Origin of the sequence: Streptomyces sp. CA-288835, from assembly GCF_050936385.1 — a bacterium.
Lineage (GTDB): Bacteria > Actinomycetota > Actinomycetes > Streptomycetales > Streptomycetaceae > Streptomyces.
On sequence record NZ_JBNJMW010000001.1, the window covers coordinates 3,532,105 to 3,556,248 of the forward strand.

The window sequence follows — 24,144 nt, forward strand, 5'->3', positions numbered from 1 at the left end:
CCCCCGAGGCCGCTCAGCTGCTCCTAGAACAGGCTCAGCAAGGCCTCCGCCGGGTCGGCGAGGCCTGTGTCGCCGTTCGGCAGGGGGAGTTCGAACCAGACCGTCTTGCCGCGCGGCGTGCGGCGCGAGCCCCACGCCGCGCTGAGCAGCCCGACGAGCTGGAGGCCCCGGCCGCCCTCGTCCGTGTCGCGGGCGCGGCGGCGTCGGGGCTGGACCAGGCCGGCGTCCCAGACCTCGCAGACCAGGGTGCGGTCGAGCAGCAGCCGGAGCCTTATCTCGCCCTCGCCGTAGCGCAGGGCGTTGGTCACCAGTTCGCTGACCAGCAACTCCGCCGTGTCGACGAGGGGTTCGAGGTCCCAGCTCAGGAGCTGGCCACGGGCGTACTCGCGAGCCCGGCCCACACTGCGCGGCTCGCGCGGCAGGGTCCAGTCGCCGACGGACTCGGCGGGCAGCCCCTGGACACGGGCCATCAGGAGCGCGATGTCGTCCTCGCCGTGATGGGTGTCGAGGGTGTTGAGGACGTGGTCGCAGACGTCCTCGAGGGAACGGGACGTGTTGGCGCGCCGCGCCGCCGAGTGGGGGCCGGGTGACGGGTCGTCGGTCAGGGCGCCCACGAACGCCTGCAGGCCCTCGTCCAGCGGGTGATCGCGCGATTCGACCAGTCCATCCGTGTAGAGCGCCAAAAGAGAACCTTCGGGAAGCTCGACTTCCACCTCCTCGAAGGGCTCGCCGCCGACGCCGAGCGGCATGCCCGGCGGCACGTCCAGCATCAGCGCGTTCTCGCCAGGCTCCACAAGTACGGGCGGCAGATGGCCCGCGTTGGCGAAGGTGCAGCGGCGCGTGACGGAGTCGTAGACCGCGTACACACAGGTCGCGAGGTACACCTCGGAGAGGTCGGCGTCGCGCTGCGACTGGCGGCCCGCGGTACGGGTGGCCTGCTGGATGCCGCCGGGTGTGCCGAGGCCGCGGGCGATCTCGTCCAGTGCCGAGAGGACCTCGGCGGGTTCGAGGTCGAGCAGCGCCAGGGTGCGTACGGCCGTACGGAGTTCACCCATGGCGACGGCGGCGCGCAGTCCGCGGCCCATCACGTCGCCGACGACCAACGCCGTGCGGTGGCCGGGGAGTTCGATGACGTCGAACCAGTCGCCGCCCACCTCGGTCGCCGCGTTCCCCGGAAGGTAGCGGCAGGCGATGTCCAGGCCTGAGGCCTCCGGGTCGCCCGGGGGCAGCAGGGAGCGCTGGAGGATCAACGCGCGTTGGTGCTCGCGCCGGTACAGGCGGGCGTTGTCGATACAGACGGCGGCGCGCGCGGCCAGCTCGACCGCGAGCCCGCGGTCCCGCTCCCCGAACGGCTCGCTGCCCTTCGTACGCGAGAACTGGACCAGGCCGACGACCGTGTCGTGCGCGACCATCGGGACGGCGAGCGTGGACTGGATCAGGCCACCTTCCTCGCCCGGGACGGTCTTCGGGCGGGCGGTGCGCAGGGCGTCCGCGCACTCCGAGTTGAACGCGAAGTGGTGCACGGCGCCTACGTTCACCGGCTCGGGTCCGCCGATGAAGGGCGCGTCGGAGACGGCGCTGGCGACGGCGACCCGGCGCAGCTCGGCGCTGCCGTCGGCGAGCCCGGGAGGGGTCTCGTCGCCGGCCAGCAGCCCCTGGTAGAGGTCGACGGAGGCGAGGTCGCAGAAGCCGGGGACGGCCACGTCGAGGAGTTCGCGGGCCGTGGTCTCCAGGTCGAGGGAGTTGCCGATGCGCGCACCGGCCTCGTTCAGAAGGGCGAGATTGCGCCGGGCGGCGGCGGCCTCACGGGCGGCGGCGCGGCGCGCCGTGACATCGATACCCAGCCAGGCGATACCGATCGGCCGGCCCGCGCCGCTCTCCACGCGATAGAGGTTTACGGACCAGTTCCGGCGCTCGGGGGAGCCGGGCACGGTGCCCGTGACCTGCATGTCGGAGACGGATTCGCCGGTCTCCAGGACGCGGCGGAGCGTCGCGGAGACCCGCTCGGCCTCGTGGGGGACCAGATAATCCCTGACCCCGCGTCCGCGGTGGTCGTCCACGGTGCCGCCGAAGACCATGGCGAACCGCTCGTTGGCCCGACGGATCCTCAACTCCGTGTCGATCAGCAGAAAGCCGAACGGAGATTGGCCGAAAACCGCCTGCGCGGCGGCGAGATCCGTCTCGATTCCGCGCAGGGTGCGGACGTCCACGACGATGCACAGGGCGGCTCGCTCGCCCTCCTCCGTGCGCGTCGGCATGACGTAGACCTCGGCGAGTCCCTCCATGCCCGCACCGGACTCCGCGTCGTCCGGCACCCGGAAGGGGACGACACCCGTCCACTCCCGGCCGTCGAGAATCTCGGCCATCTTCCGCTGGCCGCGCTCACGCAGATCGGGGTCGACGAAGGCCTCGATGGGGTCCATGCCCACGGCCCGCTCGGACTTGATGCCGAACAGCTTCTCCGCGCGCAGACTCCACTGGTCGACGAGGCCGTCGGGGCCTATCGAGAACGAGGCGACCTTGATGTAGTCGTAGATCGAGCCGGGTGGGCTGCTCTGCCACACCACGCCGTCGATCTCGCCGTCGACGCCACCGAGCGGTGCGTCGGCCGACGCACCGGCGGCCATGGCGCCGGCGGTCGTCGCGCCGACGGCCATCGCGTCGCCCCCCGGAGCCCCGGAGTCCATGGATTCCTTGGACTCCCTCGACTCCTTGGACTCCGAAGTCTCCGTGGCCTTCGCTGGTATCTCGCTCACGCGAACCGTCCCCTCCAGCTCACCGCGTCCGGCATCGGTCACCGGGGGCGGCTGCCCGCAGTATCCAGCAGTACGGCGCCGCACAACACGGTGTTCACGATCACAGCACGGTCCCGATGTATTTAGGACCGGCCGCGACACACACTCCCAGTCTTCTAACCAGGGCGCACCCCGTCGAATCACGGACTTCTGTAAGCCTTCAGGACCGGACAGTTCCGCACCGTCCCCGTCGGCTCGCAGAACGTTTCCGCTCGGCCCGCGAGTGGCTCGCGAGCGGCTCGCGAGCGGCTCGAGTTCAGCCCGGCGGGGCCAGTTCGAACCACACCGTTTTGCCCGTCGCTCCGGGTCGGGTTCCCCAGCGCCGCGAGGAGCACGCCACGAGGTGGAGCCCGCGTCCGCCCTCGTCATCGGCGTGCGCGGCGCGCTCGTGCGGGAGGTCCGGCAGGGGGTCGGACACTTCCACGAGCAGGCCGTCGAGGGGGCCCGTGGGACGTACGAGGCGTACGTCGATGGGTCCCATGGCGTGCTGCAGGGAGTTGGTGACCAGCTCGCTGACCAACAGCGCGGTCACGTCACCCAGGGAATCGAGGCCCCAGGCGTGCAGCTGGCTGCGCACGAAGGAACGGGCGGTTTTTACGGAGCCTGGATCCGCGGGGAAGGTCCACTCGGCAACTTTGCCATCGGTGTGGATCACGCGGATCACTCCCGGGCTTGAAGCGGATGCAGTCCGGTTTCGTGGGGTTAATGGGGACATACCCGGTATGCGGGGCGCAGTACCGTGTGGTGGGGCTTGCTGTGGTGCGCACGGCGTGCGGGGGTCTGTTGCGCGTGCCGGGCGTGTGCCCGCGTGGCGGGTGGGGCGCGTGCCCGCGTGGCGTACGGGGTGCGTGCCCGCGTGACGTACGAGGTGCGTGCCCGCGTGACGTACGGGGCGAGGGGCCCCGTGGCGTGTCGGCGCGGGCCCAGCGGCCCCGTGCGCCACGGCCTCCTGCGCTTGCGCGCGTCGGCGTGCGGCGTTGTGTATGTCACAGGTGTGGCGGCATCCGCGTACCCCTCGGGGCGCGGCTCACGCCTCCCGTGCGGGGGCTTCCCAGGTGTGGCGGGCTACCTCCATGACGGCCGGTACGTCCTGATCCAGCCAGTCGACGTCCCAGATCTCGTCCTGGGTCAGCCAGCGCAACTCGTCGTGATCCTCAAGGGGTTTGGGGTCGGCGGAGCCGGGGAGCAGGCGGGCGGTCCAGACGTGGAGGGTGTACGGGGGCTTCAGGGGCCACTCCCCCGGGATGCGGGCGACTGGCTCCGCCTCTACGCCGAGTTCTTCGCGCAGCTCGCGTACGAGGGCGTGCTCGGGGGTTTCGCCGGGTTCGAGCTTGCCGCCGGGGAGTTCCCAGCGGCCGGCCAGGTCCGGGGGTGCGCTCCGGCGGGCGGCGAGGAGGCGGCCGTCTTCGGTCAGTACGGCGGCTCCTACCACCACGGTCCGTTCCGTCATGCGGTGGAGTTTATGGGGTGCCTACGGGGTGCCGTTTCGGCGGTTCTGGGGGTCGCCGCCGTTGATCTGATCGATGCGCTCGATCAAGTACAGGTGGTTGTTGTTGTGGTTCTGGCCGTGGCGGTCGAGGCGGTCTGCGATCTTCTCGGCCTCGATCCTGGTGGCGCATCGGCTGACGGTGTAGCGGTTGCCGTTGTCGTCGCGCCGCACGACGAGCCAGGGCAGGGTGCTGGTGCCGCTGTCGCTCATCGCGCTCCCCCTCTGCGTCGCGCTCCGCGTTCTGACCCGCCCCTTAAGGAAACCGCAATCCGCATATGCCCGAGCCTACGCCTAACCTTCACGCTGCGCGCATGGGTTTTAACAGATTGGGTTCGTGGATTGCGGGTCGCCTCCGGCGGTTGGGCGGTTGGGTTCGTTGTCGGCTGACGGCTCCGTTGTGGCTGGTGGCGCGCCCACGGGGTGCCTCCGGCGGTTGGGCGGCTACCGGTCCGTTGTGGTTGCTCGCGCAGTTCCTCGCGCCCCTGGGGTGGGCGCCGGGCGCCTGTGGGGCGTTGGGGGTCGGGGCCGCGTCGGGGGTGTCCGTCCTCGGACCGGCGCGCGTTGCTGTCGGCTGGTAGAGGGTGCCGGTGTTGGCGCGCCGGCCGCTGCGGGCGCACACCCCCGCCCCGTCCCCTTGCCGCCGCGGGCGGCCGCAGGACCATGGGGGCGCGGGCTCCCTCCGGGCGGCCTTTCCGGACCGCGGGCTGGCCCGGGGCGCGGGCGCCTCCCCGGCCGCGGGCTGCTCGAGTGCGGGCGCCTCCCCGGGCACGGGCTGCCCGGGTGCGGGCGCCTCCCCGGCCGCGGGCTGCTCGAGTGCGGGCGCCTTCCGGGGCGGGGCTTTTCCGGTTCGCTTGCTCGTCGGGGTGCGGGCAGTCGCAGGCTTTTACCTTTAGGGGCGCGGGGAACTGCGCGACCAGCCACAACGCACCCGCACCCGCGACACAACTGTCACCCACCACCCCGGTAGGCACCCCACCCACCCGCGACAGGCCCCCCGCCCACCCCAAGAACCCACCCACCCGCCGAAGGCGCCCCACCCACCCGCCGGAGGCGGGGGCCTGGGGGCGCAGCCCCCAGTTTCGGGAAGGGGCGGGGCTGGGGAATGCGCGACCACCCCCCACGGGCCCGCAGTCGCCCATGAACCGAACCCAGCACCCCCGTAGGCTCCCCGCCCCACCCGCCGGTGAGGTAGCCCAGCTACCGAACCGGCAGGTGATAAGACACCCGGTACCGGTCAGCCGGTACCACCAAGTCCGCCGTCTCCACCGGTCGGCCGGAGGCAAAGAACGTCCGCTGGATGACCAGCACCACGTGGCCGGGAACGCCGCCGAGGGCGGCGAGTTCCTCGGCCAGACCCGGCCGCGCGCCCACTTCCTCCGTGACGTTGTCCACAATGATGTCGATCGCCGCCATGCGTTCGGCCACGCCCATGCCCCCGAGAGGCCCCTCCTCGGGGAGCATCACGGGCGTACGGCCCGTGACGGCAAGCGGCTCCCACGACGTGGAGAGCATGATCGGCTCCCCCGCGTCCCGGAACACGTACTGCGTGCACATGACGCGGTCACCCGGAGCGATGGCCAGCCGCGAGGCGATGGCGGCGCTCGCCTCGGCCTGCCGGCTGTGCGACTCCCATGTCCCGCGCGCCTCGGCATCGGCCTGCTCCTGGCGGAAGGGCGTGGCGCCGGTCTCCGGCCGGTACCCGGAGCGGGCGATGCGGCGCGGCACGGGGCGCGCGCGGACGTACGTACCGGATCCCGAGCGGCCCTCGACCAGGCCCTCGGCCATCAGCACCTTGCGGGCCTCCAGGGCGACCGTGTCCGAAACCCCGTACTCCTGGCGGATTCTGGCCTGGGACGGGAGCCGGGTGTGGGGTGGCAGGGAGCCGTCGACGATCTTCTTGCGGAGATCACCCGCGACGCGGAGGTACGCCGGCTGCTCACCGAATGCCACTGGCCGCTCCCATCAGGTTGTACAGACAGCAACAGGGTGGCAACCGAGGGTTGTACTGAGCAAGTAAAGGCCAGAGAATCACTCGATGTGATGAAGCGGTGCGGGGTGGGTCTTTACCAGGGGCTTTCTCTCCGATATGGCTGAGCGTCACACCTCGGCGCCGCCGCCTCCGGCGTCTTCTCCGTCCTCGTAGTAGCTCGGCGGATCCGCGGCCAGGCCCAAGGCCTTGCGCGCGGTGACGGCCTGCTGAGGGTCGGTGAGGCTCGCGGCCTTCCCGTAGTGCAGGTAGAAGGTGTCCGCGTCGGTGGCCTTGGCGGCCTGCTGCCATTCCTTCCGGGCCGTGTCGAGGTCCTTGACCAGCGCGGTGACCGGGCCCTGCGCTTCGGCGTCCCAGTCGTGGGCGCGGAGCATGCCCACCTGTTCGGTCAGGGCGCCGGAGACGCGTGTCGCCCACTGCTTGTGACCGGGCAGGTCGTCCTCGGGGTACGCCTCCGCGGGCGCCGACTCCATCGCCTCGTTGTGGATCTGATCCGCCTTCAGGTACGCGAGCTGGTCGGCGTCGAGCGTGGTCTCGTCGTTGCGCAGTGAGCCGGTCAGGCCCGCCGGCGCGTCCGTGTTGCCGAACAGGCAGCTGATCTCGCGGTCGCCCAGGTCCCAGCTCTGGCGGGTGGGGGTGAAGTAGTAGATGGCGACGTTTTCCGGCACGGCCCAGGAGTCCATCGCGTACGCGTGCTGCAGCGTGTAGCACTTGTCGTCCGCGGCCTGGTTGATGGCGGCGTCTCCCGGGTAATCGCCGTTGTCCATTTGGAAGTTCGCGAAGACCTCGCCATCGTGCTTACCCGCGCACGGCACCTTTTCGACGTCGTACGCCATGCCCTCCAACGAGCCGCCCGGCGTATCGAAGCACTCGCCCTTGTCAACGGAGAAGGTCGCGCCCCCGCGTGCGCCCTCCTTGAAGCCCTCCCAGAACTTGGCCGCCCCGCCGCTCGCGAACGCGAACACGAGGAAGGCCGTGCCGAGCGAGGAGAGGATCATGCCGGCGATCGCCATTCCTTTGCCGCGCTCGCCCTTCCTGCTGATCTGGGCCAGTGCGATGAGACCGAGGATCAGCCCTATCAGCGGGAGGAAGCAGAGGATGCCAAGCACGAGTGCGGCGATGGCGAAGCCGTTGAGGGGAGCGGGAGGGGAGGGAAAGGGGGCGTACGGGGGGTGTTGGCCCCAGGGCTGATAGCCGTACGGTCCCTGTCCGGGGCCGGGTTGAGCGCCGTACGGGCCCGGTGGGGGCGGGTACTGGCCGCCTGGGGGCTGCTGGGGCCCAGGGGGCGGAGGTATGGCCACTAGTACCGTGCTCCTCGTCCGAGCGATGCGGGAACTGACGTACGACAGGCGCATCGTATGTGTGGGGCTGAGGGGGGGCGGAACGCGGATGACGAGCGCGTCAGGTGTGCTGGCCGGGACGACGGTCGGCGCGGTCAACGGGCTGACGGCGCGGTGGGCCGGGGCGGCGAGCGGCGGCACGGTTTTCTCGGCCGTCGGGGTCTGGCCGCTGCTCGCCTTTCTGGCGGACGGTGCGGGTGGGGCGGCGCGCGGCGAGTTGGCCGAGGCAATGGGGCTGCCTGCCGAGGAAGCGGCGGCCGCGGGGCGGGAGTTGATGGGGGCCCTGGGTGGGATGCGGGGGCTGGATTCGGCCCTTGGGTTGTGGACCAAGCGGACGTTGGAGTTGCGGGAGGCGTGGGCGAAGGGGCTGCCGGCGCAGACGCACGGGGTGCTCACGGGGGACGAGGGGGCTGATCGTGACGCCCTGGACGCGTGGGCGGTGCAGCGGACCGGTGGCTTGATCGAGCGTATGCCGGTTGTGCTGACGCCGGACACCGAGCTGGTCCTGGCGAGTGCGCTGGCCATGCGTACGCAGTGGTTGCGTCCCTTCGAGGAGTGGCCGGTGATGCCGCAGGCCGGGCCGTGGCGCGGGCGTACGTTCCTGGGGCTGCGCCGCAGCAGCGTCCTGCTGGACCGGGTCGGCATGGCCGAGACTCGGGAGGGGTGCCTTACCGAGCTGAAGGTGCTGGGCAGCACCGGTATCGATGTCCATCTGCTGCTCGGGGAGGAGCGGATGACGCCGGGGCAGGTGCTGGGTGCTGGTGTGGGCATTCTCGAGGGCACGCACTCGGTCGTGTCCGGGCCTCAACTCCCGTACGGGGACGTGGGACCCGGCGTGCGTGTCGAGAAGGTGCGCCGTATGCGGCCCCTGCCGCCGACGCTGGACGTGACGACCGTGGCGTACGACATGACGGCGCACCACGATCTGCTGGAACTGCACCGGATGTTCGGCCTCACGACGGCGCGCGACACCTCGCGCGGGCACTTCCCCGGAATCAGCGGCTTTCCGCTGGCCATCGGGTCGGCCCGGCAGTCGACCATGGCGAAGTTCGGCGCGCTGGGCTTCCGCGCCGCGGCGGTGACGGCCATCGCGGCCCGTCCCGGCTGCGCACCGCCCGAACCCCGCTACGTGACCACCACGATCGGCGCACGCTTCGACCGCCCCTTCGGCTTCCTCGCCGTCCACCGCCGCTCACGCCTCGTCCTCGCGGCGGGCTGGGTCACGGACCCGAAGCCGTACCGCGAGGACGAGGGTTACTGATGATGGGCTACTGCAGGTGCGTTTTTACTGATCAGGGCTCAGAACTGCAGTGCCCATGAGTCGATCCGGCCCGTGTCCTGCGCCGCGTTGTCGCTGACCCGGAGCTTCCATGTGCCGTTCGCGGTCTCCGAGGAGGCGTTCACGGTGTACGTGGTGTTGATGTTGTCGGCGGAGCCGCCCGCGCCGTAGGCCTTCAGCGTGTAGGCGGTGCCGTCGGGGGCGATCAGCTGGACCTGGAGGTCGCCGATGTACGTGTGGACGATGCTGACGGGCACGCTCAGGGCCGCGGGTGCGTTGCCCGTGACGCCGGTGACCGTGAGCGGTGAGTCGACGGTGGCGTTGTCGGCGATCGCGTAGTCGCCGCCGTTCTCGAAGCGTGAGCCGGTGGGCGGCGGGGTGGTGCCGCCGCTGCCGACGTTCAGGAGGCGGTTGGGCGAGCCGGTGCCGGGGCTGGTGACGACTCCGGTGGTGGCGGAGTTGACCAGGGCGGTCTGGACGGCGGCCGGGGTGGCGGTGGGGTTGTCCGCCAGGTAGAGGGCCGCTGCTCCGGCCACGTGCGGGCTCGCCATGGACGTACCGGAGATGGTGTTCGTCGCGCTGTCGCTCGTGGCCCAGGTGGAGGTGATGGAGGAGCCGGGCGCGAAGACGTCCAGTACGGTGCCGAAGTTGGAGTAACTGGCTTTGGCGTCGGTGTTGGTGGTGGCGCCGACGGTGATCGCCTCGGTGACGCGGGCGGGCGAGCGGGTCGAGGCGTTCGTCGACTCGTTGCCGGCCGCCACGGCGTAAGTGACGCCGGAGGCTATGGAGTTGCGTACGGCGGCGTCGATCGCGGTGTCCGTGGGGCCGCCGAGGCTCATATTGGCGACGGCCGGCTTGACGGCGTTGCTGGTCACCCAGTCGATGCCCGCGACGACCTGCGCGGTCGTGCCCTGCCCGGAGTTGTTCAGCACGCGCACGCCGACGATCTTCGCCTTCTTGGCGACGCCGTATGCGGTGCCCCCGACCGTGCCGGCGACGTGCGTGCCGTGGCCGTGGCCGTCCTGGGCGGTGTTGTCGTTGTCGACGGCGTCGTAGCCGTTGACCGCCCGGCCGCCGAAGTCGGTGTGGGAGATGCGGACACCGGTGTCGATGACGTAGGCGGTGACGCCCTCGCCGGCGGTGTCGTCGTAGGTGTAGCTCTGGTTGAGCGGGCGGGCCGCCTGGTCGATGCGGTCCAGGCCCCAGGAGGGCGGGTTGGGCTGGGTCGCGCTGATGGTGAAGGTGCGGTTCTGGACGACGGAGGCGACGGCCGGGTCGGCGGCGAACCTCTTCGCCTCGGCCTCGGTGGCCTCGACGGCGTAACCGTTCAGCGCCTTCTTGTACGTACGCTCGATGGTCGCGCCGTACTCCTTGGCGAGTGCCCTGCCCTCGGCGGAACCGGCCTTCGCGGCGTCCGCGTCGAGGGTCACGATGTAGCTGTTCGCGATCGTCCCGGGTGCGCCCGCGTACTGGACGGGACCCACGGGGGCCGCGGCGGCCTGGGCGGGGAGAGCGGTGACGAGGCCGGCGACGAGGGCTGTCGCGCTGATTCCGGTGGCGATTCCGGCAAGTCTTCGGCGGGCATGACGCATCACTGCCATCTGAGGGATCCTCCTCAATCGGTGGCGCGTTGGTGGGGGGTGGTGCCGGTGGAGCACACGCAGGTGGTGCGGGCTGGTGCGGGCACGCAAAAGAAGACAGGGTCATGCCAAGTTCGGTGACAACCCTGTGCGTCAGCCGAAAGATTGAGGCTTCCACAGGAATTGCACAAGGGCCCTGCACGGACGTAACTCAGGCGCCATCCGGCGGTCATGACACAACGTCACCAAACGACGCACCTAACCTGCGCACAGGACTCCACTGCCGGATCGCTTCTGCGGGAGGGGCGCGAACAGGGGTGGTGCATGCCGCCCTTCCAGCTGAACGCGAACGCTGTCGGCGGGTTCCGCCAAGTAGGGGTGAGACCGCCGACCGGCGGTCCGGAGACGGAGGTCTCGTGACCACGGACCTGGACGACGAGGAGCTGCTGGCCCGCGCGGCGCGGGATCCGGCAGCCTTCGAACCGCTGGTGGTACGTCACTCGGCGGCACTGCACGGTTACTTCGCGCGCCGTGCGCCCGGCGCCGCCGACGATCTGCTCGCCGAGCTGTGGCTTCAGGCGTACGCGACGCGGCGCGGGTTCGACGCGGGCCGGGGGCCTGCGCGGGCGTGGCTGTTCGGAGTGGCCAGAAACGTACTGTCCGCGCACTGGCGACGCGCCGTGGCCGCCCGGCCCGGCCCGCCGGGGACCGCCCGACACGACGACCCGTGGGAGGCGGTGGACAACCGTCTCGACGCGGCGGCCGTGGCACCCCGGCTGCGCGCCCGGCTCGCCCGACTGCCCTCCGACGAACGGGAGTTGCTCCTCCTGGTCGCCTGGGAGCAGCTGACGCCCACGGAGGCCGCCGCCGTGGTCGGCATACCCGCCGGGACGGCCCGCTCCCGGCTCCACCGGGCCCGTAACCGCATGCGCGCGGGCACCCCTCTCAAGCTGACTGGAGACCTGGCATGAGCGAGCACGACGACTTTCTCGACTTTCCCGGAGCGGACGAACTGATCCTGGCGGGGCGGGTGACGCCCCCGTCGGCGGAGAAGACGACGGCCGTACGGACGCTGCTGGCGCAGGCGGCCGAGCGCGACGCCCGGCTGTCGCGCACCTCGGACACCACGGTCGTGCCGGACGCCCCGGAGACGGGCACGGAGGTCGTACCCGCCGCCGCGCGCCGGGACGGACCGACGGCCGCGCTCGCGCCGCCGCCCGACGGGCCGGTGGTCGTCCTCACCACCCCCGGCCCCCTCGGAGAACTGGGCGCCGCCCCCGGGCGTTCCCGCATCACACGCCGCCGCCGCGTTCTGATCGCCGCGGCGGCGGTGGCCGCGATCGCCGTCGGCACCGTCGCCTACCCCGTGCTGGACGTGGGCGGAAAGCCGGCTTCGACAGCGTCGGCGGCCTCGGCGTTCCTGAACGACATGGCGGAGGTCTCGGAAGACGCCCCGGCGACACAGGCGAAGTACTGGAGGGTCCATGCCGAGACGGTGAAGGGCGGCAAGAAGCGGGCGGAGACCTGGTACGTCGACCGTGCGGGTCGCACCTGGATCGTGGGCGCGAACGGCAAGGCGCGCCAGTGGGCCGAGAACCACGCCAGGTGGCGGGTGGGTGGCCGGCACCTGATCTGGCCCGAACTCGACAAGCTGCCCACCGACCCGAACGCGCTGGCAGCACGCTTCGCGAAGGACCCCGCGGTGCGGTTCTCCGAGGTCGTGCATCTGCTGGAGTCGTCGCCCGCGAGCCCAGAGCTGCGTTCCGCGCTCTTCCGCGTCATCGCGGACACCCCCGGGGTGACGCTGACCCCGGGGGCCAAGGACGGCAGGGGCCGCTCGGGCACCGCGATCACGAAAGCGCTGAAGGTCATCTACACCCCTGCCGACGGGGGCAAGCAGACCTTCTTCTGGCAAACCGTCCGCTTCGTCATCGACCCGGAGACCGGCCACATGCTGGAGTCGAGCGGCACGTTCTCAAGGGAGAATCACAGCACATGGCTGGAGGTGGGCCCGGCCGACCGCATCGGCTGACCCCGGCGGCCCGGAACCGCTCCGGCCTCCGTACGTGGGACGCTCCCGGCGCGCGTGCCGTGCCGGGGCGTCCGCCGCCGCAGAGTCGGACGGTGATCCTTCGCCGTCCGCTCGCCCCTCTTTCGCCGCCGCGCTCCTCCCCCTCCCCCAGGCATCCGCCACGGTGGCGGCCGTACGAGCCGAGCACGAAAGCGCGGTACGTGCGGATCGCGCCGAAGGGCGATAAGCCGGGCGAGGCAGGGGAGTTGAGGATCCGCTGAGCGGGTCGAGTGAGGGAGCGGCCAGCCCCCACCGGCCCGCAGCAAACGAACGGCATATCCAGCGGAACGCCTAGGCGGCCAGGCGCTGCTGCTCCTCCTCGACTATGCGGCGGGCCAGGGTGCCGTCCGAGACGTCGACGGCGTCCGGGGTCGCCTCGGCGACGTCGCTGCGGCGGGCGTACGCGTCGAAGAGGCGGGACTTGTTCTCCAGGATGCGCAGCAGGCGGTCGTCGACGCTGTCCGTGGCGAGGAGGCGGTGCACCTGGACCGGGCGGACCTGGCCCATACGGTGGGCGCGGGCCACGGCCTGGTGCTCCAGGGTGGGTTTGACCTGCGGCTCGCAGAGGATCACGACGGACGCCGCCTGGAGGTTGAGGCCGACGCCGCCGGCCTCTATCTGGCAGAGCAGCACGGCGTGGCCGGCGGCGGCCGTGAACTCGTCGACCAGCTGCTGTCGGCGCACGGCCGGTACGCCACCGGCCAGCGGTCCCAACACGTCCTCCCCCAAGGCTTGTTGGACAACACCGAGTACGTCGCGGAAGTACGAGAACACGACCACCTTGAGCCCATTCTCTGCGGCCTCGGCCACCAGCTCGCGCAGGCGTTGCAGCTTCGCGGACTGCTCGGCGTTCGCATACGCGGCTCTGCGCATCGCCATGAAGTTCCCGGCGGCGACCGCCTCGCGGTACGCCTCCTGGTCGGCGGCGCTGAACTCCTCCCACTCGTCGACCTGGAGCAGCGCGGGCAGTTCGGTGAGTACGTCCTGCTGGTTGCGGCGCAGATAGGCGGGGGCGACGGACTTGCGGAAGGTGTTCGGGCCCGCGACCGCGTCCCCTCCCTGGATCTGGGGCACCAGCTCGGGCTGGAGGTAGCGGACGAGCGTACGGAACTCCTGGACGCGGTTCTCCATCGGCGTCCCCGTGAGGAACAGGACCCGTTCGCACCGGTCGGTCCAGGCGGCGACCGCGCGGGAACGGCGGGCGTCGGGATTCTTCACGTAATGGGCCTCGTCGACGACGAGTGCGGCCGGGGGTGCGGTCGCCCTGTCCGGCGCGGGCAGGCTGTGCAGCACGTCGAAGGTGGTGACCGCGACGCCGCCGCGCTCACTCCACTCCGCGTACGCGTGCCGCCGCTCGGGACCGTGCACGGGCACCGCCCGCAGGGTGCTGCGTGAGCGGATCTCGCGGGTCCAGTTGATCAGTACGCTCGCCGGGCAGACCACCAGGAAGTGGCTGTGCCCGTGCGCCGCCAGGTGCGCGAGTACGGCGATGGCCTGGACCGTCTTACCGAGGCCCATCTCGTCGCCGAGCACCACCCGGCGCTGTGCGAGTGCGAACCGTGCGCCGAAGGACTGGTAGCCGCGCAGCGAGACCCGGCGGTGCGTGTCGTCGAGGCCCTGCGCATGCACCCGCTCGGCCACCTCCGCCGGCAGGAAGCCCTCGGCGGCCGCCACGTCGGGAGCGCTGCCGGCGACTTCGGCGAGCTGGCTGTAGTACTCCGTGGAACGCAGCTCGAAGTCGACCCACGCCTCGGCCTCGGACGCTGACTCGCGCAGCAGATCGGCGGAGGCCTGCGCCAGCAGCAGTCGTACGTCCCTGGAATCGGCCGTCAGCTGATGCAGCTCCGCGACCGCGACGAGTGCGCTCTCCCGCCGGGCCTTCCTGGTCAGCGCCATCCGCAGCCGCCCACCGGCGGGCCTGGCCGCCGGAAGCAGCACCTTCAGCTTCCGGTCGAGTCGCTCAGCGGCGTCCACGGCGCGGCGCAGCTCGGGGCCCGCCTCGACGAGCCGGCGCAGCGCGATCACGAGGGCAGTGGTGCGGGGCTCCGGGTGATCGACATCGATCCGTACGGACACGGTCTCCTCGACCGCCCGGGCGATCTGCCGCGCCGCGGCGAGCGCCTGATCGGCGGTCTGCGCCCCCACCCCCGGAATCTGCCGCAACTCGAACCGGCTCGCCTCGTACACCTCGCGCACGGACCCGACCCCGGCCGCTTCCAGGGCCGCAATCCGCAACCGCCCCTCGGTGGCGTCCTTCAGCCGCGAAACGGGAATCCCCGCCAACTCCTCGACCACGAGCTCGGCTTGGATCGGCGCGAGGGCGGCCCGGATCTCCTCGACCGCCCGCCGGTGGTCGTCGAGCACGGCCCGAGCGTCGCGATGCAGCCGCTCGCCCCGCGCCAGAACCTGCCGCGCCTTCCGCCCCACGGGCGCGAACACGGGGCCGCCGTCCGCCCCCTCACCGAGTGTCATGCCGCCCCACTTGCCCCGTTCTTGTGCCGTGCCTGTGCAGTTCCTCCGCCGTCTGCCGCGATGAAGGCCATCTTTCCACGAGGGTCTGACAGCGACGGGTTCGTCCGGGACGGCGAACTTGCCCATGGTTGGCCCGGGGCACCTTCACGGGTCGGACTTCTGGCATTCACTTGTGGGTTCAATCGCCGCTCGGGAACTGGCGTTTGCTGCGCGAGGAGTTGCTGTGCACGCGATGCTCGTCCGCGACCCTAGGAGTGCTTGTGGCCTTCGTGCGCCGTCCGTTCAGAGTTGCTGTGAAGGTGTCGGTGGTTGCCGTTGCCGCGGCGGGACTTGTCGCTCCCGGTGGTGTCGTCGACCCGTACGACGATGCCGCGATCGCGGCTTCCACGACCGCCGTTCCTCGGCCGGTTGCCGGCTGGCAGCACAATCGGCTCGCCTCCGGTGTTGATCTGTATCAGGGGAGGATCTCGGGGCGTCCCGGTGCGGACCGCTGGACGGTCACGGTGCGTGCCGACGGTGCTCATCTCGCCACTGAGGAGGGCGCGGAGGCGTTGGAGGAGCGACTGCGTGGGGCCGGGTTCAGCGCTCGTAGTGAGCGGGTGGAGTGGCCGCGGGGTTCGGACCGTAGAGGGCTGGTCGGGGTGCGGGTCCGGGTGGGCGAATACGGCACCCGGGCCGAGGCCGATGCGCAGGGGCAGGCGCTCGCGGGTGCGGGGTTCGACGCGATCAGTGAGTGGACCGGGGCTGACGGTGTGCCCGGTACCGGTCTCGCCGAGGTCAAGGTGGCGGTCATCGACCCGAAGCGTTATGGCGGTGCGCTGGACGCCACGTATGGCAAGGGTGTCGCCGGGCGGGAGAAGGTGAGCGATATGGCCGTCGGCCAGGACGCTCTGCTCGGCGTCAACGCGGGCTTCTTCGTCATGGAGGGCAAGGACGGCGTACCGGGCGCCTCGGCCGGGATTGCCGCGTACGACGGGGAGTTGCAGAGCGCGGCGACCAACGGCCGGATCGCGGCGGTGCTGCGCGGCGACGGGCTGCGTCCGGAGTTCAAGAAGCTCCGCACGGAGATCGGCGTCCGAGCGGGCGGGGCGTCCGCGATCGTGGATGGCGTCAACCGCGTGCCCGGCCTGGTCCGCAACTGCGGTGGCGTCGGCGGCGACTCCCCGACCGAGCGGCCGCAGCACGATGTGACCTGCACCGATCCCGATGAAATCGTCGAGTTCACCGACGAGTTGGGCGCGAGCACCCCGGCCGGTGACGGTATCGAGGCGGTGCTCGACGCGAGCGGCCGGGTGCGGGAGGTGCGTCCGCGCGGCGGTGCCGTGCCGGATGGCGGCAGCGTTCTGGCCGGCATCGGCGAAGGAGCCTCCTGGCTGCGTACGCACGCGAAGCCGGGCAGCGTACTGAAGGTGCGGCAGCGGATCCTGGACGAGCGCGGCCGCCAACTCGAACTCGGCCCGGAGGACGACATCGTCAACGGCGGCCCCGAGCTGATGCGCGACGGAAAGGTCGCCGTGAACTACGGAGCCGACGGCATCGAGCGGATCGGCGACCGGTCGTTCGCGTACACCTGGGGCATCAAGCGCAACCCACGCATGCTCCTGGGCGTCGACCGGCAGGACCGCGTGCTCCTGGTCGCCGCGGACGGCCGCCAGCCCGGCTACAGCGACGGATTCGGGCTCAACGAAGGGGCGGAGCTGATGAAGTCGCTGGGTGCGGTGCACGCCATGGCCCTCGACGGTGGCGGTTCGGTCACCACGGTGGTGAACGGCGAGGTGATCAACTCGCCGTCGGACGGCACCGAGCGGACGGTGGGCGACGCGTTGCTGCTCACCCGCTGACGTGTTGGCGGCAGGCCGGTCCGTGGGGTCTGTCCCCCGTGCGAGCTACGCGCAGGTGTCCACCGAGTGGTGACGATTCCGGGCCGTCGAATCCATAGCGTTCTGCGCAGCCCGCGGCACTCCGGTCGCGGATCTTGCGTAGGAGTTCTGATGAGGCTGGTCTGGCAACTCGTGGCCGTCGCGGCGGTCGCTTTCCTCGGTGGTCAGGGGCTTGCCGCGGCGGAGGACAAACCGTGGCTCCAGCTGGCCGTCGGCGTCCCGACAGCCGTGCTCGCGGTGCTTGTCTACGGGTGGGTGGTACGGCGGACCGAGCGCCGCCCGTCCACGGAGGTGGCCCTGGAGGGGGCCGCGTCCGCGATGGGCCGCGGAACGCTGATCGGCGCCGCGCTGTTCGGAGCCGTCATGGTGAACCTCTTCACCTCCGGGTACTACGAGGTCGACGGCCTGGGCTCGGTGACGGGCGCGGTGGGGCTGTTCGGCTTCATGGCCGCCGCCGCGGTGACGGAGGAACTCATCTTCCGCGGCGTCCTGTTCCGTATCACCGAAGAACGCATCGGCACGTGGATCGCGCTGGTGCTGACCGGTGCGCTGTTCGGTCTGTCGCACCTGCTCAACCCTGACGCCAGCCTGTGGGGCGCCACCGCCATCGCCATCGAGGCCGGCGGCATGCTCACCGCCGCGTACGTCGCCACCCGCAGGCTGTGGGTGCCGATCGGCCTGCATTTCGGCTGGAACTTCGCCGCGTCCGGCATCTTCAGCACCGAGGTCTCGGGCAACGACACCCCCCAGGGTCTGCTGGACTCCGCGACGTCGGGCCCGGCGCTGCTCACCGGCGGCGACTTCGGCCCGGAGGGAAGTGTGTACTCGGTGCTGTTCTGCGTACTGGCGACGGTCGTGTTCATGTGGCTGGCCTACCGGCGTGGCCATGTGGTGCCCCGCCGTCGGCGCGCCGAGCGGATCGACGCCACCGCTAAACTCCCACGATGATCAGCCTTCGACGGGTCCCGGACTGGTGGCGCCGGTCCGACGTCACGGTCCGGGATCTCCTGCTCGGAGTACTGTGCCTCGCCGCATCGCTCCTGCCCGCGTTCTACACCCGCGGGACGCAGCTCGGCGGCGTGCCGGACCGTCCCTTCGACGCGCTGGCCGTCATGGCGATCGCCCTCGAATGCCTCCCGCTCGCCGTGCGCCGGCGGTGGCCGGTCGTCTGTCTCGCCCTGGTGTCGCTCGGCTTCGCCGTCGACCAGCTCCGCGGCTACCACTCGCTCGCGGGCACCGCGCTGCCCATCGCGCTGCTGAGCGTGGGGGCCCATCTGGAACGGCACCGGCGTACCACCGCGCTTCTCTTCTCAGCGGCGTATGTGCTGCTGGCGGTCGCGCTCTCCCGGCTCGGTTCGGGCGAGCCGCTGAGCGGGTTCGTGATGTTCTACCTGGCGCTGGTCCTCGCGTGGGGCATCGGGTCATGGCTGCGCTCCACCCGGGTCGCGGAGGCCGAACGCCGCCTCCGTATCGCCGATGACACCCGTACCGCCGAACGCACCCGCATCGCCCGCGAGCTCCACGACGTCGTGACCCATCACGTGACGGCGATGGTCGTGCAGGCCGAGGCGGCGCGCTACCTGACCGCCGCGCCCGATCGCCTCGACCAGACCCTGACCAACGTCACCGACACCGGCCGACGGGCCATCACCGACCTGCGGCACCTGCTCGATCTGCTCAACCCCGACCACGGCAGCGACCACCATGCCGAGGCCAGGACGCCGGCCGTCGGCCGACTGCTCACCCTCGTGGAGCAGACGCGCCGGGCCGGGCAGCCGGTGGAGTTCACCGAGGAGGGCACGCCGCCGGAATCGACCGGCAGCGCCGAACTCGTGGCCTACCGGGTCGTGCAGGAGGCCCTGACCAACGCCCTCAAATACGCTCACGGCAGCCGCACTTCGGTCCAGGTGCGCCACGCCGAAAGGGAGATCACCGTGGAGGTCAGTACGGACGGTTCCGGCTCGCAGGCCGCCTCTCCCGGCGGCAGCGGGCGGGGCCTCGCCGGTCTCCGCGAACGGGTCGACGTCCTGGGTGGCGACTTCAGCGCGGGCCGGCAGACAGCCGGTGGCTTCGTCGTACGGGCGCGTATACCTGCGGGGAGCCCGTCGTGACCGCGCCGATCCGGGTCCTGGTCTGCGACGACCAGGTGCTGATCCGCACCGGGCTGGTGACGATCATCGACGCTCAGCCCGACCTCGAGGTGGCCGGCGAGTGCGGAGACGGGCAGGCCGCGGTCGACCTCGCCGGCCAGGTGCACCCGGACGTCGTGGTGATGGACGTACGCATGCCGGTACTCGACGGCATCGAAGCCACCCGCCTGCTGGCCGGTGCGGGAGTGCCGCACCCCGTCAAGGTGCTCGTGGTGACCACGTTCAACCTGGACGAGTACGTCTACGAGGCGCTGCGCGCAGGGGCCAGCGGATTCCTGCTCAAGGACGCACCACCCGCCCAACTGCTCCACGGGATCCGGACGGTGGGCACGGGCGCGGCGCTGCTGGACCCCGAGGTGACGCGCCGGCTCGTGGGCAGGTACGCCGCCCGCATCCGCCCCGCCGAGGGCACCTCGCACGACATCCCGCTCACTCCCCGCGAGCTGGAGGTCCTGCGCCTCATCGCCAACGGCCTCTCCAACAGCGAAATCGCCGCGGCTCTCGTGATCAGCCCGGAGACCGTCAAGACCTTCGTCTCCCGCATCCTCACCAAACTCGACCTCCGCGACCGCGTCCAAGCCGTCGTGTACGCCTACCGCCAAGGCCTGGTCACCTGAACAGGCCCTGGCGCCACGAGATCGCCGTCCCGCTAGGGATGCAGCGGCAGCAGGATGCGGAACGTGGCGCCCGCGCCCGGGGCCGTGTCGATCTCCACCCGGCCGTGGTGGGCCGTCACCAGGGAATCGACGATCGCGAGGCCGAGGCCCGCGCCGCCTCCCTCTGCTCGGCCTCGGGCGGTGTCCGCGCGGTAGAAGCGGTCGAAGGCGCGGGCGGACTGTTCGGGTGACATGCCGGGGCCTTCGTCGGCCAACTCAAGGACCGCCAGGCCGTCTTGGGTGCCGACGCCGATCCGTACCGGGGTGTCGGGTGGGGTGTGGGCGATGGCGTTGCCGACGAGGTTGGAGGTCACCTGGCGCAGTCGCGCTTCGTCGCCTAGGACCGGTGCGCCGCCGGGCGGGCCGCCACCCGGGCCGGTGAGGGAGACCGGGCGCCCGGGGTCGAGCGCCCGCAGGTCGTGCAGGGCGTCGGCGGCCAGGGTGCGCAGGTCCATGGGGGTGAGCCGGAGGGGCAGATCCGCGGCGGCGGCGTCCTCGTCGAGGCGGGCGAGCAGCAGCAGGTCCTCGACCAGCCGGACGAGCCGGGCGGACTCGCGCTCGATACGGCTCATCGCGGCGTCGACGTCGGTACGTTCGGGCATGCCGCCCATCCGGTACAGCTCGGTGAAGCCCTTGATGCCGAAGAGGGGCGTACGGAGTTCATGGCTGGCGTCCGCGGTGAAGCGGCGCATGCGTTCGGCGGTGGCGGCCCGTGCGGCGTCGCCTTCCTCGATCCGGTCCAGCATGCCGTTGAGAGCGGCGGACAGGCGGCCCAGCTCGGTTCGGGTCGAGGCCTGCGTCGGGACGCGACTGGAGAGGTCGCCGCCCGCGATGGCCGCGGCGGTCGTCTCGATCCGGCGCAGCGGACGCAGCCCGGCACGTACGGCGAACCAGCCGACCACGCCGAGCAGCGCGAGCACCAGGGAGTCGATGACCAGTACGCGGACGCCGAGTTGACGGATCGTAGCGTTGACCTGGGCGAGTGAGCCGGCGACGACGACGCTTCCGCTGCCTTGGGCGGCCCCTGCCCGTTGTCCCTGCCGCTCGTCATCCGGCGCGCGCAAGGGTGCGGCGATCACTCGCCAGGCATCGCCGCCGTTCTCGGCCGGGGCCTCGAAGGGCTGTCCGCCGCGTGCGTCGACCGCCGCCGCGTCGAGCGTCGGCAGTTCGGGTGCGCTGCCGGTGGCCGGCCGAAGGATGCGCCGTACGTGTCCGTCCGGGGCGAGGTAGGCCAGGTAGACGTCTCCGGTCAGTTCGCGTTCCACGGTGTCGCGCACCTGTGGTGCCGTATCGCCCGGTGTGTCGGACAGGTCGGGCACGTTCGGCAGACGTGCCGCCACAGTGGCCGCGGTGTGCAGCCGGTCGTCCAACTGCTGGACCAGGCTGCGCTGGAGCAGGGCGACGAGCAGGGCGTTGCTGCCGAGCAGGGCCACCACGAGCAGCGACAGGGAGATGATCACCAGTCGGCCGCGCAGCGAGAGCCGTCCGCCCCGGCCGCGTAACCGCCATGCCCTCACGGCCGGGGCCTGCGCAGTACGTAGCCGGTGCCGCGCACCGTGTGGATCAGCTTCGGTTCGCCCGCGTCGATCTTGCGGCGCAGGTAGCTGATGTAGGAGGCGACGATGCTGTCGTCGCCGCCGAAGTCGTAGTGCCAGACCAGTTCGAGGAGTTGGGGCTTCGAGAGCACCTGCCCGGCGTTCTCCATGAGCACCCGCAGGAGGTTGAACTCGGTCGGGGACAGCTGCACGGGCTGCCCGCCCTGCGTCACCTGGTGGCTGTCGGGGTCCAGTTCCAGGTCGCCGACGATCAGCCGGCCGTCCGGGTGGCGGCCGCTGGTGCGGCGTAACACGGCCTGGATACGCAGGATGAGTTCCTCGAGGTTGAACGGCTTGGTGACGTAGTCGTCCCCGCCGGCCCTGAGCCCGCTGATCCGGTCCTCGGCCGCGTCGCGTGCGGTGAGGAATAGCACCGGCGGGTGGCCGGCTCCGGGAGCGGGGTGCCGCTCACGCAGCCGGCGTACGACCTCGAATCCGTCGACGTCGGGCAACATCACGTCGAGGACGATCAGGTCGGGGCGCCGGTCGCGGACTGCGTCCAGCGCCTCGGTGCCGGTCGCGGCCGAAACCACGTCGAACCCGGCAAGCCGCAGACTCGCCGACAGCAACTCACGCAGCGTCGGCTCGTCCTCCACTAACAGCAGCCGTTGCGATGTCGTCATACGTCCCGTCCCCGACCGATCGTCCCGCCCCACTCTTCCAACTACCGGCCCACTAAGCGCCCCGTAAGGGGCGCGGGGAACTGCGCGAGCAACCACAACGAACCCGCAGCCGCCCACCGCCGGAGGCACCCCGCGGGGCTGTGTCAATTTGCGGCTCCGCCGCGTGGGCGCGGCCAGCCCCCACCAACCCGCAGGTCCATTACCGCTCTCCCCGCCGGCTAGGCGTCCCGCTTGCGGAAGACGATGAACGCCGCCGTCAGCAGACCCGCCACACACCCCGCCATGACCATGAACCCGGGCCAGGGCCCCAGCAGTTCCGGATCACGGTAACCGGTGATGATCTGGCCCCCGGCAATGGGCGGCCAGTACTTCGTCACCCAGTCACCGACCGCTCCAGGCAGCGCCGGCGCGAACGCCTGCACGATCAGCATCACGCCGAACAGCGTCGTCACCGTCGCGGTCGTACTGCGGATCACGGTCCCGATCGCCAGCCCGAACAGCGCGGCCAGCGCCAGGTACAGGCCGCCGCCCCAGATGCCGCGCTGCGCCAGCCCGTCGGACAGTCCCAGATGCGGCGCGTCCGCCCCGGCCAGCGACGCCTGCCCGACAACAAACCCGGCGAGCGACACCAGCACCCCGACCGGCAGTGCCACGCCCACCAGCACCACGGCCTTGGCCGCCAGCACCCGGCCCCGGTGCGGTACGGACGTCAGTGTGCCGACGATCGTGCGGGCACCGTACTCGGCGGTGATCACCAGACCGCCGAGGAGACCGAGCGCGATCTGCGCCAGCAGGTAGCCGCGCAGACTGACGGCCAGGGGATCGAAGGTGGCCTGGTCCGCGGGCTCCATGTCCGCGTACTCGGTCCCGGCGGACGTGCCGTTCAGCGCGGCGAGCCCCACACAGAACGCGAGGGTGCCCAGCACCACGTACAGAGTCGACCGCATCGTACGAATCTTGATCCACTCGGCGAGCAGACAGTGCCGGAACGACGCCCGGTCGGTCGGCTTCGGGACCGCGGGTGAACGGCGCGGCCGTCGCCATCGCGCCAGCGCGCCGCCCCGTGCCCTCAGCTGCGTGTGCGTGACCCTCACCCGGACCCGCGTGGCAATCCGGCTCATCGGCCCGCCCCTGTCTCCGCCTGCTCCGGCTTCTCCACCGTCTCCGGCTTCTCCGCCGAGTCCGCCGTCTCCGCCCTCTCCGTCCGGAATTCCTGCGCGTCGCGCGTCAAGTCCATAAACGCCTGCTCCAAGGACACTTGACGTGCTGTCAGTTCGTGCAACTCCACATCGCCCGCCGCGGCCAGCGCCCCGATCTCAGCCGGTTCCAGACCGGTCACCAGCAGTCCGTCCGGACCGTCCGTGCGTACGTTCACGGCTATGGCCAGCATCCGGCGCAGCTCGGCGATCTGGGGGCTGCGGACCAGGACCTCGCGGTCGGAGTGCGCTTCGATGAAGGCCTTCATCGTCATGTCCGCGATCAGACGGCCGCGGCCGATGACGATGAGATGGTCCGCGGTCAGTTCCATCTCGCTCATCAGGTGGCTCGACATCAGCACGGCGCGCCCCTCGGCGGCCATCCGCCGCATGAGCGAACGGATCCACACGATGCCCTCCGGGTCGAGCCCGTTGAGCGGCTCGTCGAAGACCAGCACCGGCGGATCACCCAGCAAGGCCGCGGCGATCCCGAGCCGCTGCCGCATCCCGAGCGAGAACGTCCCGGCCCTGCGCCGGCCCACCTTCTCCAGGCCGACTTCCGCGAGTACGTCGTCCACCCGGCCGCGCGGGATGCCGTTGCCGGCCGCGAGCGCCAGCAGGTGGTGGTACGCGGTACGGCTCGGCAGCACCGCCCCCGGGTCCAGGAGCGCCCCGACCGCTTTCAAGGGCGCGGGCTGCTCGGCGTACGGCCGTCCGTTCACGGTGGCGGTGCCGGAGTTGGCGGCGTCCAGGCCCAGGATCATGCGTAACGTCGTTGATTTCCCCGCCCCATTGGGCCCCAGAAATCCGGTCACCTCCCCCGGGCGGACGGCGAAGGTCAGCCCGTCCACGGCGAGGACATCGCCGTACCGTTTGGTCAGCCCGCGAACGTCGATCATCAAGCCTCCAGAACCGATGGTGGTGTGCGGCGGTGCGCGCGATCACCGCACGCACCACCGAAGACTCACCCACCGGTCTGGGCCCGACCTGCACGAGTCTGAACGCTCCATGGGAACCGAGAGCCACATCCG

At 71.2% G+C, this 24,144-nt stretch carries 19 protein-coding genes; 7 read left to right on the top strand and 12 right to left on the bottom strand.

Going from position 1 to position 24,144, the window contains the following annotated elements; genetic code table 11:
• Nucleotides 1-23: 23 nt before the first annotated feature.
• The 6 genes from ACQEVY_RS15815 to ACQEVY_RS15840 all read right to left on the bottom strand — a co-directional run bounded on the left by ACQEVY_RS15815 (nt 24) and on the right by ACQEVY_RS15840 (nt 7,626).
• A complete protein-coding gene (locus ACQEVY_RS15815) occupies nt 24-2,756 on the bottom strand; it encodes a SpoIIE family protein phosphatase (protein ID WP_432948877.1) in 2,733 nt (910 codons plus the stop codon).
• A 295-nt stretch (nt 2,757-3,051) separates the two neighbouring features.
• Nucleotides 3,052-3,510 carry an ATP-binding protein gene (locus tag ACQEVY_RS15820; RefSeq protein ID WP_432948879.1) on the bottom strand — a complete coding sequence of 153 codons (459 nt, stop codon included), beginning with the start codon at nt 3,508-3,510 and terminating at the stop codon, nt 3,052-3,054.
• A 312-nt stretch (nt 3,511-3,822) separates the two neighbouring features.
• Complete coding sequence (locus ACQEVY_RS15825; RefSeq protein ID WP_432948881.1) at nt 3,823-4,245, bottom strand: (deoxy)nucleoside triphosphate pyrophosphohydrolase; 423 nt, start codon at nt 4,243-4,245, stop codon at nt 3,823-3,825.
• Nucleotides 4,246-4,266: 21 nt separating this feature from the next.
• Nucleotides 4,267-4,494 carry an SPOR domain-containing protein gene (locus ACQEVY_RS15830; RefSeq protein WP_432948883.1) on the bottom strand — a complete coding sequence of 76 codons (228 nt, stop codon included), beginning with the start codon at nt 4,492-4,494 and terminating at the stop codon, nt 4,267-4,269.
• 987 nt (nt 4,495-5,481) lie between these two features.
• Entirely contained in the window at nt 5,482-6,234 is a 753-nt protein-coding gene (locus ACQEVY_RS15835; RefSeq protein ID WP_432948885.1) for a GntR family transcriptional regulator, read from the bottom strand.
• A 147-nt stretch (nt 6,235-6,381) separates the two neighbouring features.
• Entirely contained in the window at nt 6,382-7,626 is a 1,245-nt protein-coding gene (locus ACQEVY_RS15840; protein ID WP_432948887.1) for a DUF4190 domain-containing protein, read from the bottom strand.
• A 34-nt stretch (nt 7,627-7,660) separates the two neighbouring features.
• Here ACQEVY_RS15840 and ACQEVY_RS15845 point away from each other — a divergent pair, with 34 nt between their 5' ends.
• The gene (locus ACQEVY_RS15845; protein WP_432948889.1) at nt 7,661-8,872 is read left to right on the top strand and encodes a serpin family protein; all 1,212 of its coding nucleotides are present in this window, start codon (nt 7,661-7,663) and stop codon (nt 8,870-8,872) included.
• Between the two features lie 38 nt (nt 8,873-8,910).
• On the opposite strand, the gene ACQEVY_RS15850 is transcribed toward ACQEVY_RS15845, so the two are convergent.
• Nucleotides 8,911-10,491, bottom strand: a complete 1,581-nt coding sequence (locus tag ACQEVY_RS15850; RefSeq protein WP_432948891.1) for a S8 family peptidase — start codon at nt 10,489-10,491, stop codon at nt 8,911-8,913.
• A gap of 395 nt (nt 10,492-10,886) precedes the next feature.
• Between ACQEVY_RS15850 and ACQEVY_RS15855 the strand changes: the two genes are divergently transcribed.
• Nucleotides 10,887-11,441: an RNA polymerase sigma factor gene (locus tag ACQEVY_RS15855; protein ID WP_432948893.1), complete on the top strand. Its 555-nt coding sequence runs from the start codon at nt 10,887-10,889 to the stop codon at nt 11,439-11,441.
• Entirely contained in the window at nt 11,438-12,502 is a 1,065-nt protein-coding gene (locus ACQEVY_RS15860; RefSeq protein WP_432948895.1) for a CU044_5270 family protein, read from the top strand. The genes ACQEVY_RS15855 and ACQEVY_RS15860 overlap by 4 nt, the downstream gene beginning before the upstream one ends.
• 330 nt (nt 12,503-12,832) lie before the next feature.
• Here the strand turns inward: ACQEVY_RS15860 and ACQEVY_RS15865 are convergent, their stop codons facing one another.
• Entirely contained in the window at nt 12,833-15,013 is a 2,181-nt protein-coding gene (locus ACQEVY_RS15865; RefSeq protein WP_432948897.1) for a DEAD/DEAH box helicase, read from the bottom strand.
• A 305-nt stretch (nt 15,014-15,318) separates the two neighbouring features.
• On the opposite strand from ACQEVY_RS15865, the gene ACQEVY_RS15870 reads away from it, so the two are divergent.
• The 4 genes from ACQEVY_RS15870 to ACQEVY_RS15885 all read left to right on the top strand — a co-directional run bounded on the left by ACQEVY_RS15870 (nt 15,319) and on the right by ACQEVY_RS15885 (nt 19,660).
• Nucleotides 15,319-16,854 (top strand): phosphodiester glycosidase family protein, encoded by a 1,536-nt coding sequence (locus ACQEVY_RS15870; RefSeq protein WP_432948899.1) that lies wholly within the window; start codon nt 15,319-15,321, stop codon nt 16,852-16,854.
• Between the two features lie 150 nt (nt 16,855-17,004).
• Nucleotides 17,005-17,841, top strand: coding sequence for a lysostaphin resistance A-like protein (locus tag ACQEVY_RS15875; protein WP_432948901.1), 837 nt, complete (start codon nt 17,005-17,007; stop codon nt 17,839-17,841).
• Nucleotides 17,838-19,004 carry a sensor histidine kinase gene (locus ACQEVY_RS15880; RefSeq protein ID WP_432948903.1) on the top strand — a complete coding sequence of 389 codons (1,167 nt, stop codon included), beginning with the start codon at nt 17,838-17,840 and terminating at the stop codon, nt 19,002-19,004. The genes ACQEVY_RS15875 and ACQEVY_RS15880 overlap by 4 nt, the downstream gene beginning before the upstream one ends.
• Nucleotides 19,001-19,660: a response regulator gene (locus tag ACQEVY_RS15885; protein ID WP_432948905.1), complete on the top strand. Its 660-nt coding sequence runs from the start codon at nt 19,001-19,003 to the stop codon at nt 19,658-19,660. The genes ACQEVY_RS15880 and ACQEVY_RS15885 overlap by 4 nt, the downstream gene beginning before the upstream one ends.
• A 32-nt stretch (nt 19,661-19,692) precedes the next feature.
• Here the strand turns inward: ACQEVY_RS15885 and ACQEVY_RS15890 are convergent, their stop codons facing one another.
• From ACQEVY_RS15890 to ACQEVY_RS15905, 4 genes are all read right to left on the bottom strand, one after another.
• Entirely contained in the window at nt 19,693-21,216 is a 1,524-nt protein-coding gene (locus ACQEVY_RS15890) for a sensor histidine kinase (RefSeq protein WP_432948907.1), read from the bottom strand.
• Nucleotides 21,213-21,917, bottom strand: coding sequence for a response regulator transcription factor (locus ACQEVY_RS15895; protein WP_432948909.1), 705 nt, complete (start codon nt 21,915-21,917; stop codon nt 21,213-21,215). Before ACQEVY_RS15895 ends, ACQEVY_RS15890 begins: the two co-directional genes overlap by 4 nt.
• Nucleotides 21,918-22,135: 218 nt before the next feature.
• The gene (locus ACQEVY_RS15900; protein ID WP_432948911.1) at nt 22,136-23,038 is read right to left on the bottom strand and encodes an ABC transporter permease; all 903 of its coding nucleotides are present in this window, start codon (nt 23,036-23,038) and stop codon (nt 22,136-22,138) included.
• Nucleotides 23,035-24,012, bottom strand: a complete 978-nt coding sequence (locus tag ACQEVY_RS15905) for an ABC transporter ATP-binding protein (protein WP_432948913.1) — start codon at nt 24,010-24,012, stop codon at nt 23,035-23,037. The genes ACQEVY_RS15900 and ACQEVY_RS15905 overlap by 4 nt, the downstream gene beginning before the upstream one ends.
• Between the last annotated feature and the right edge of the window lie 132 nt (nt 24,013-24,144).

What these genes read in the sequence shown, in the direction of transcription:
- ACQEVY_RS15845 (WP_432948889.1), top strand. Translation starts at nt 7,661, where the DNA reads ATGACGAGCGCGTCAGGTGTGCTGGCCGGGACGACGGTCGGCGCGGTC.
- ACQEVY_RS15875 (WP_432948901.1), top strand. Translation starts at nt 17,005, where the DNA reads ATGAGGCTGGTCTGGCAACTCGTGGCCGTCGCGGCGGTCGCTTTCCTC.
- ACQEVY_RS15895 (WP_432948909.1), bottom strand. Translation starts at nt 21,917, where the DNA reads ATGACGACATCGCAACGGCTGCTGTTAGTGGAGGACGAGCCGACGCTG.
- ACQEVY_RS15830 (WP_432948883.1), bottom strand. Translation starts at nt 4,494, where the DNA reads ATGAGCGACAGCGGCACCAGCACCCTGCCCTGGCTCGTCGTGCGGCGC.
- ACQEVY_RS15820 (WP_432948879.1), bottom strand. Translation starts at nt 3,510, where the DNA reads ATGTCCCCATTAACCCCACGAAACCGGACTGCATCCGCTTCAAGCCCG.
- ACQEVY_RS15850 (WP_432948891.1), bottom strand. Translation starts at nt 10,491, where the DNA reads ATGGCAGTGATGCGTCATGCCCGCCGAAGACTTGCCGGAATCGCCACC.
- ACQEVY_RS15905 (WP_432948913.1), bottom strand. Translation starts at nt 24,012, where the DNA reads ATGATCGACGTTCGCGGGCTGACCAAACGGTACGGCGATGTCCTCGCC.
- ACQEVY_RS15900 (WP_432948911.1), bottom strand. Translation starts at nt 23,038, where the DNA reads ATGAGCCGGATTGCCACGCGGGTCCGGGTGAGGGTCACGCACACGCAG.
- ACQEVY_RS15860 (WP_432948895.1), top strand. Translation starts at nt 11,438, where the DNA reads ATGAGCGAGCACGACGACTTTCTCGACTTTCCCGGAGCGGACGAACTG.
- ACQEVY_RS15825 (WP_432948881.1), bottom strand. Translation starts at nt 4,245, where the DNA reads ATGACGGAACGGACCGTGGTGGTAGGAGCCGCCGTACTGACCGAAGAC.
- ACQEVY_RS15840 (WP_432948887.1), bottom strand. Translation starts at nt 7,626, where the DNA reads ATGCGCCTGTCGTACGTCAGTTCCCGCATCGCTCGGACGAGGAGCACG.
- ACQEVY_RS15865 (WP_432948897.1), bottom strand. Translation starts at nt 15,013, where the DNA reads ATGACACTCGGTGAGGGGGCGGACGGCGGCCCCGTGTTCGCGCCCGTG.
- ACQEVY_RS15880 (WP_432948903.1), top strand. Translation starts at nt 17,838, where the DNA reads ATGATCAGCCTTCGACGGGTCCCGGACTGGTGGCGCCGGTCCGACGTC.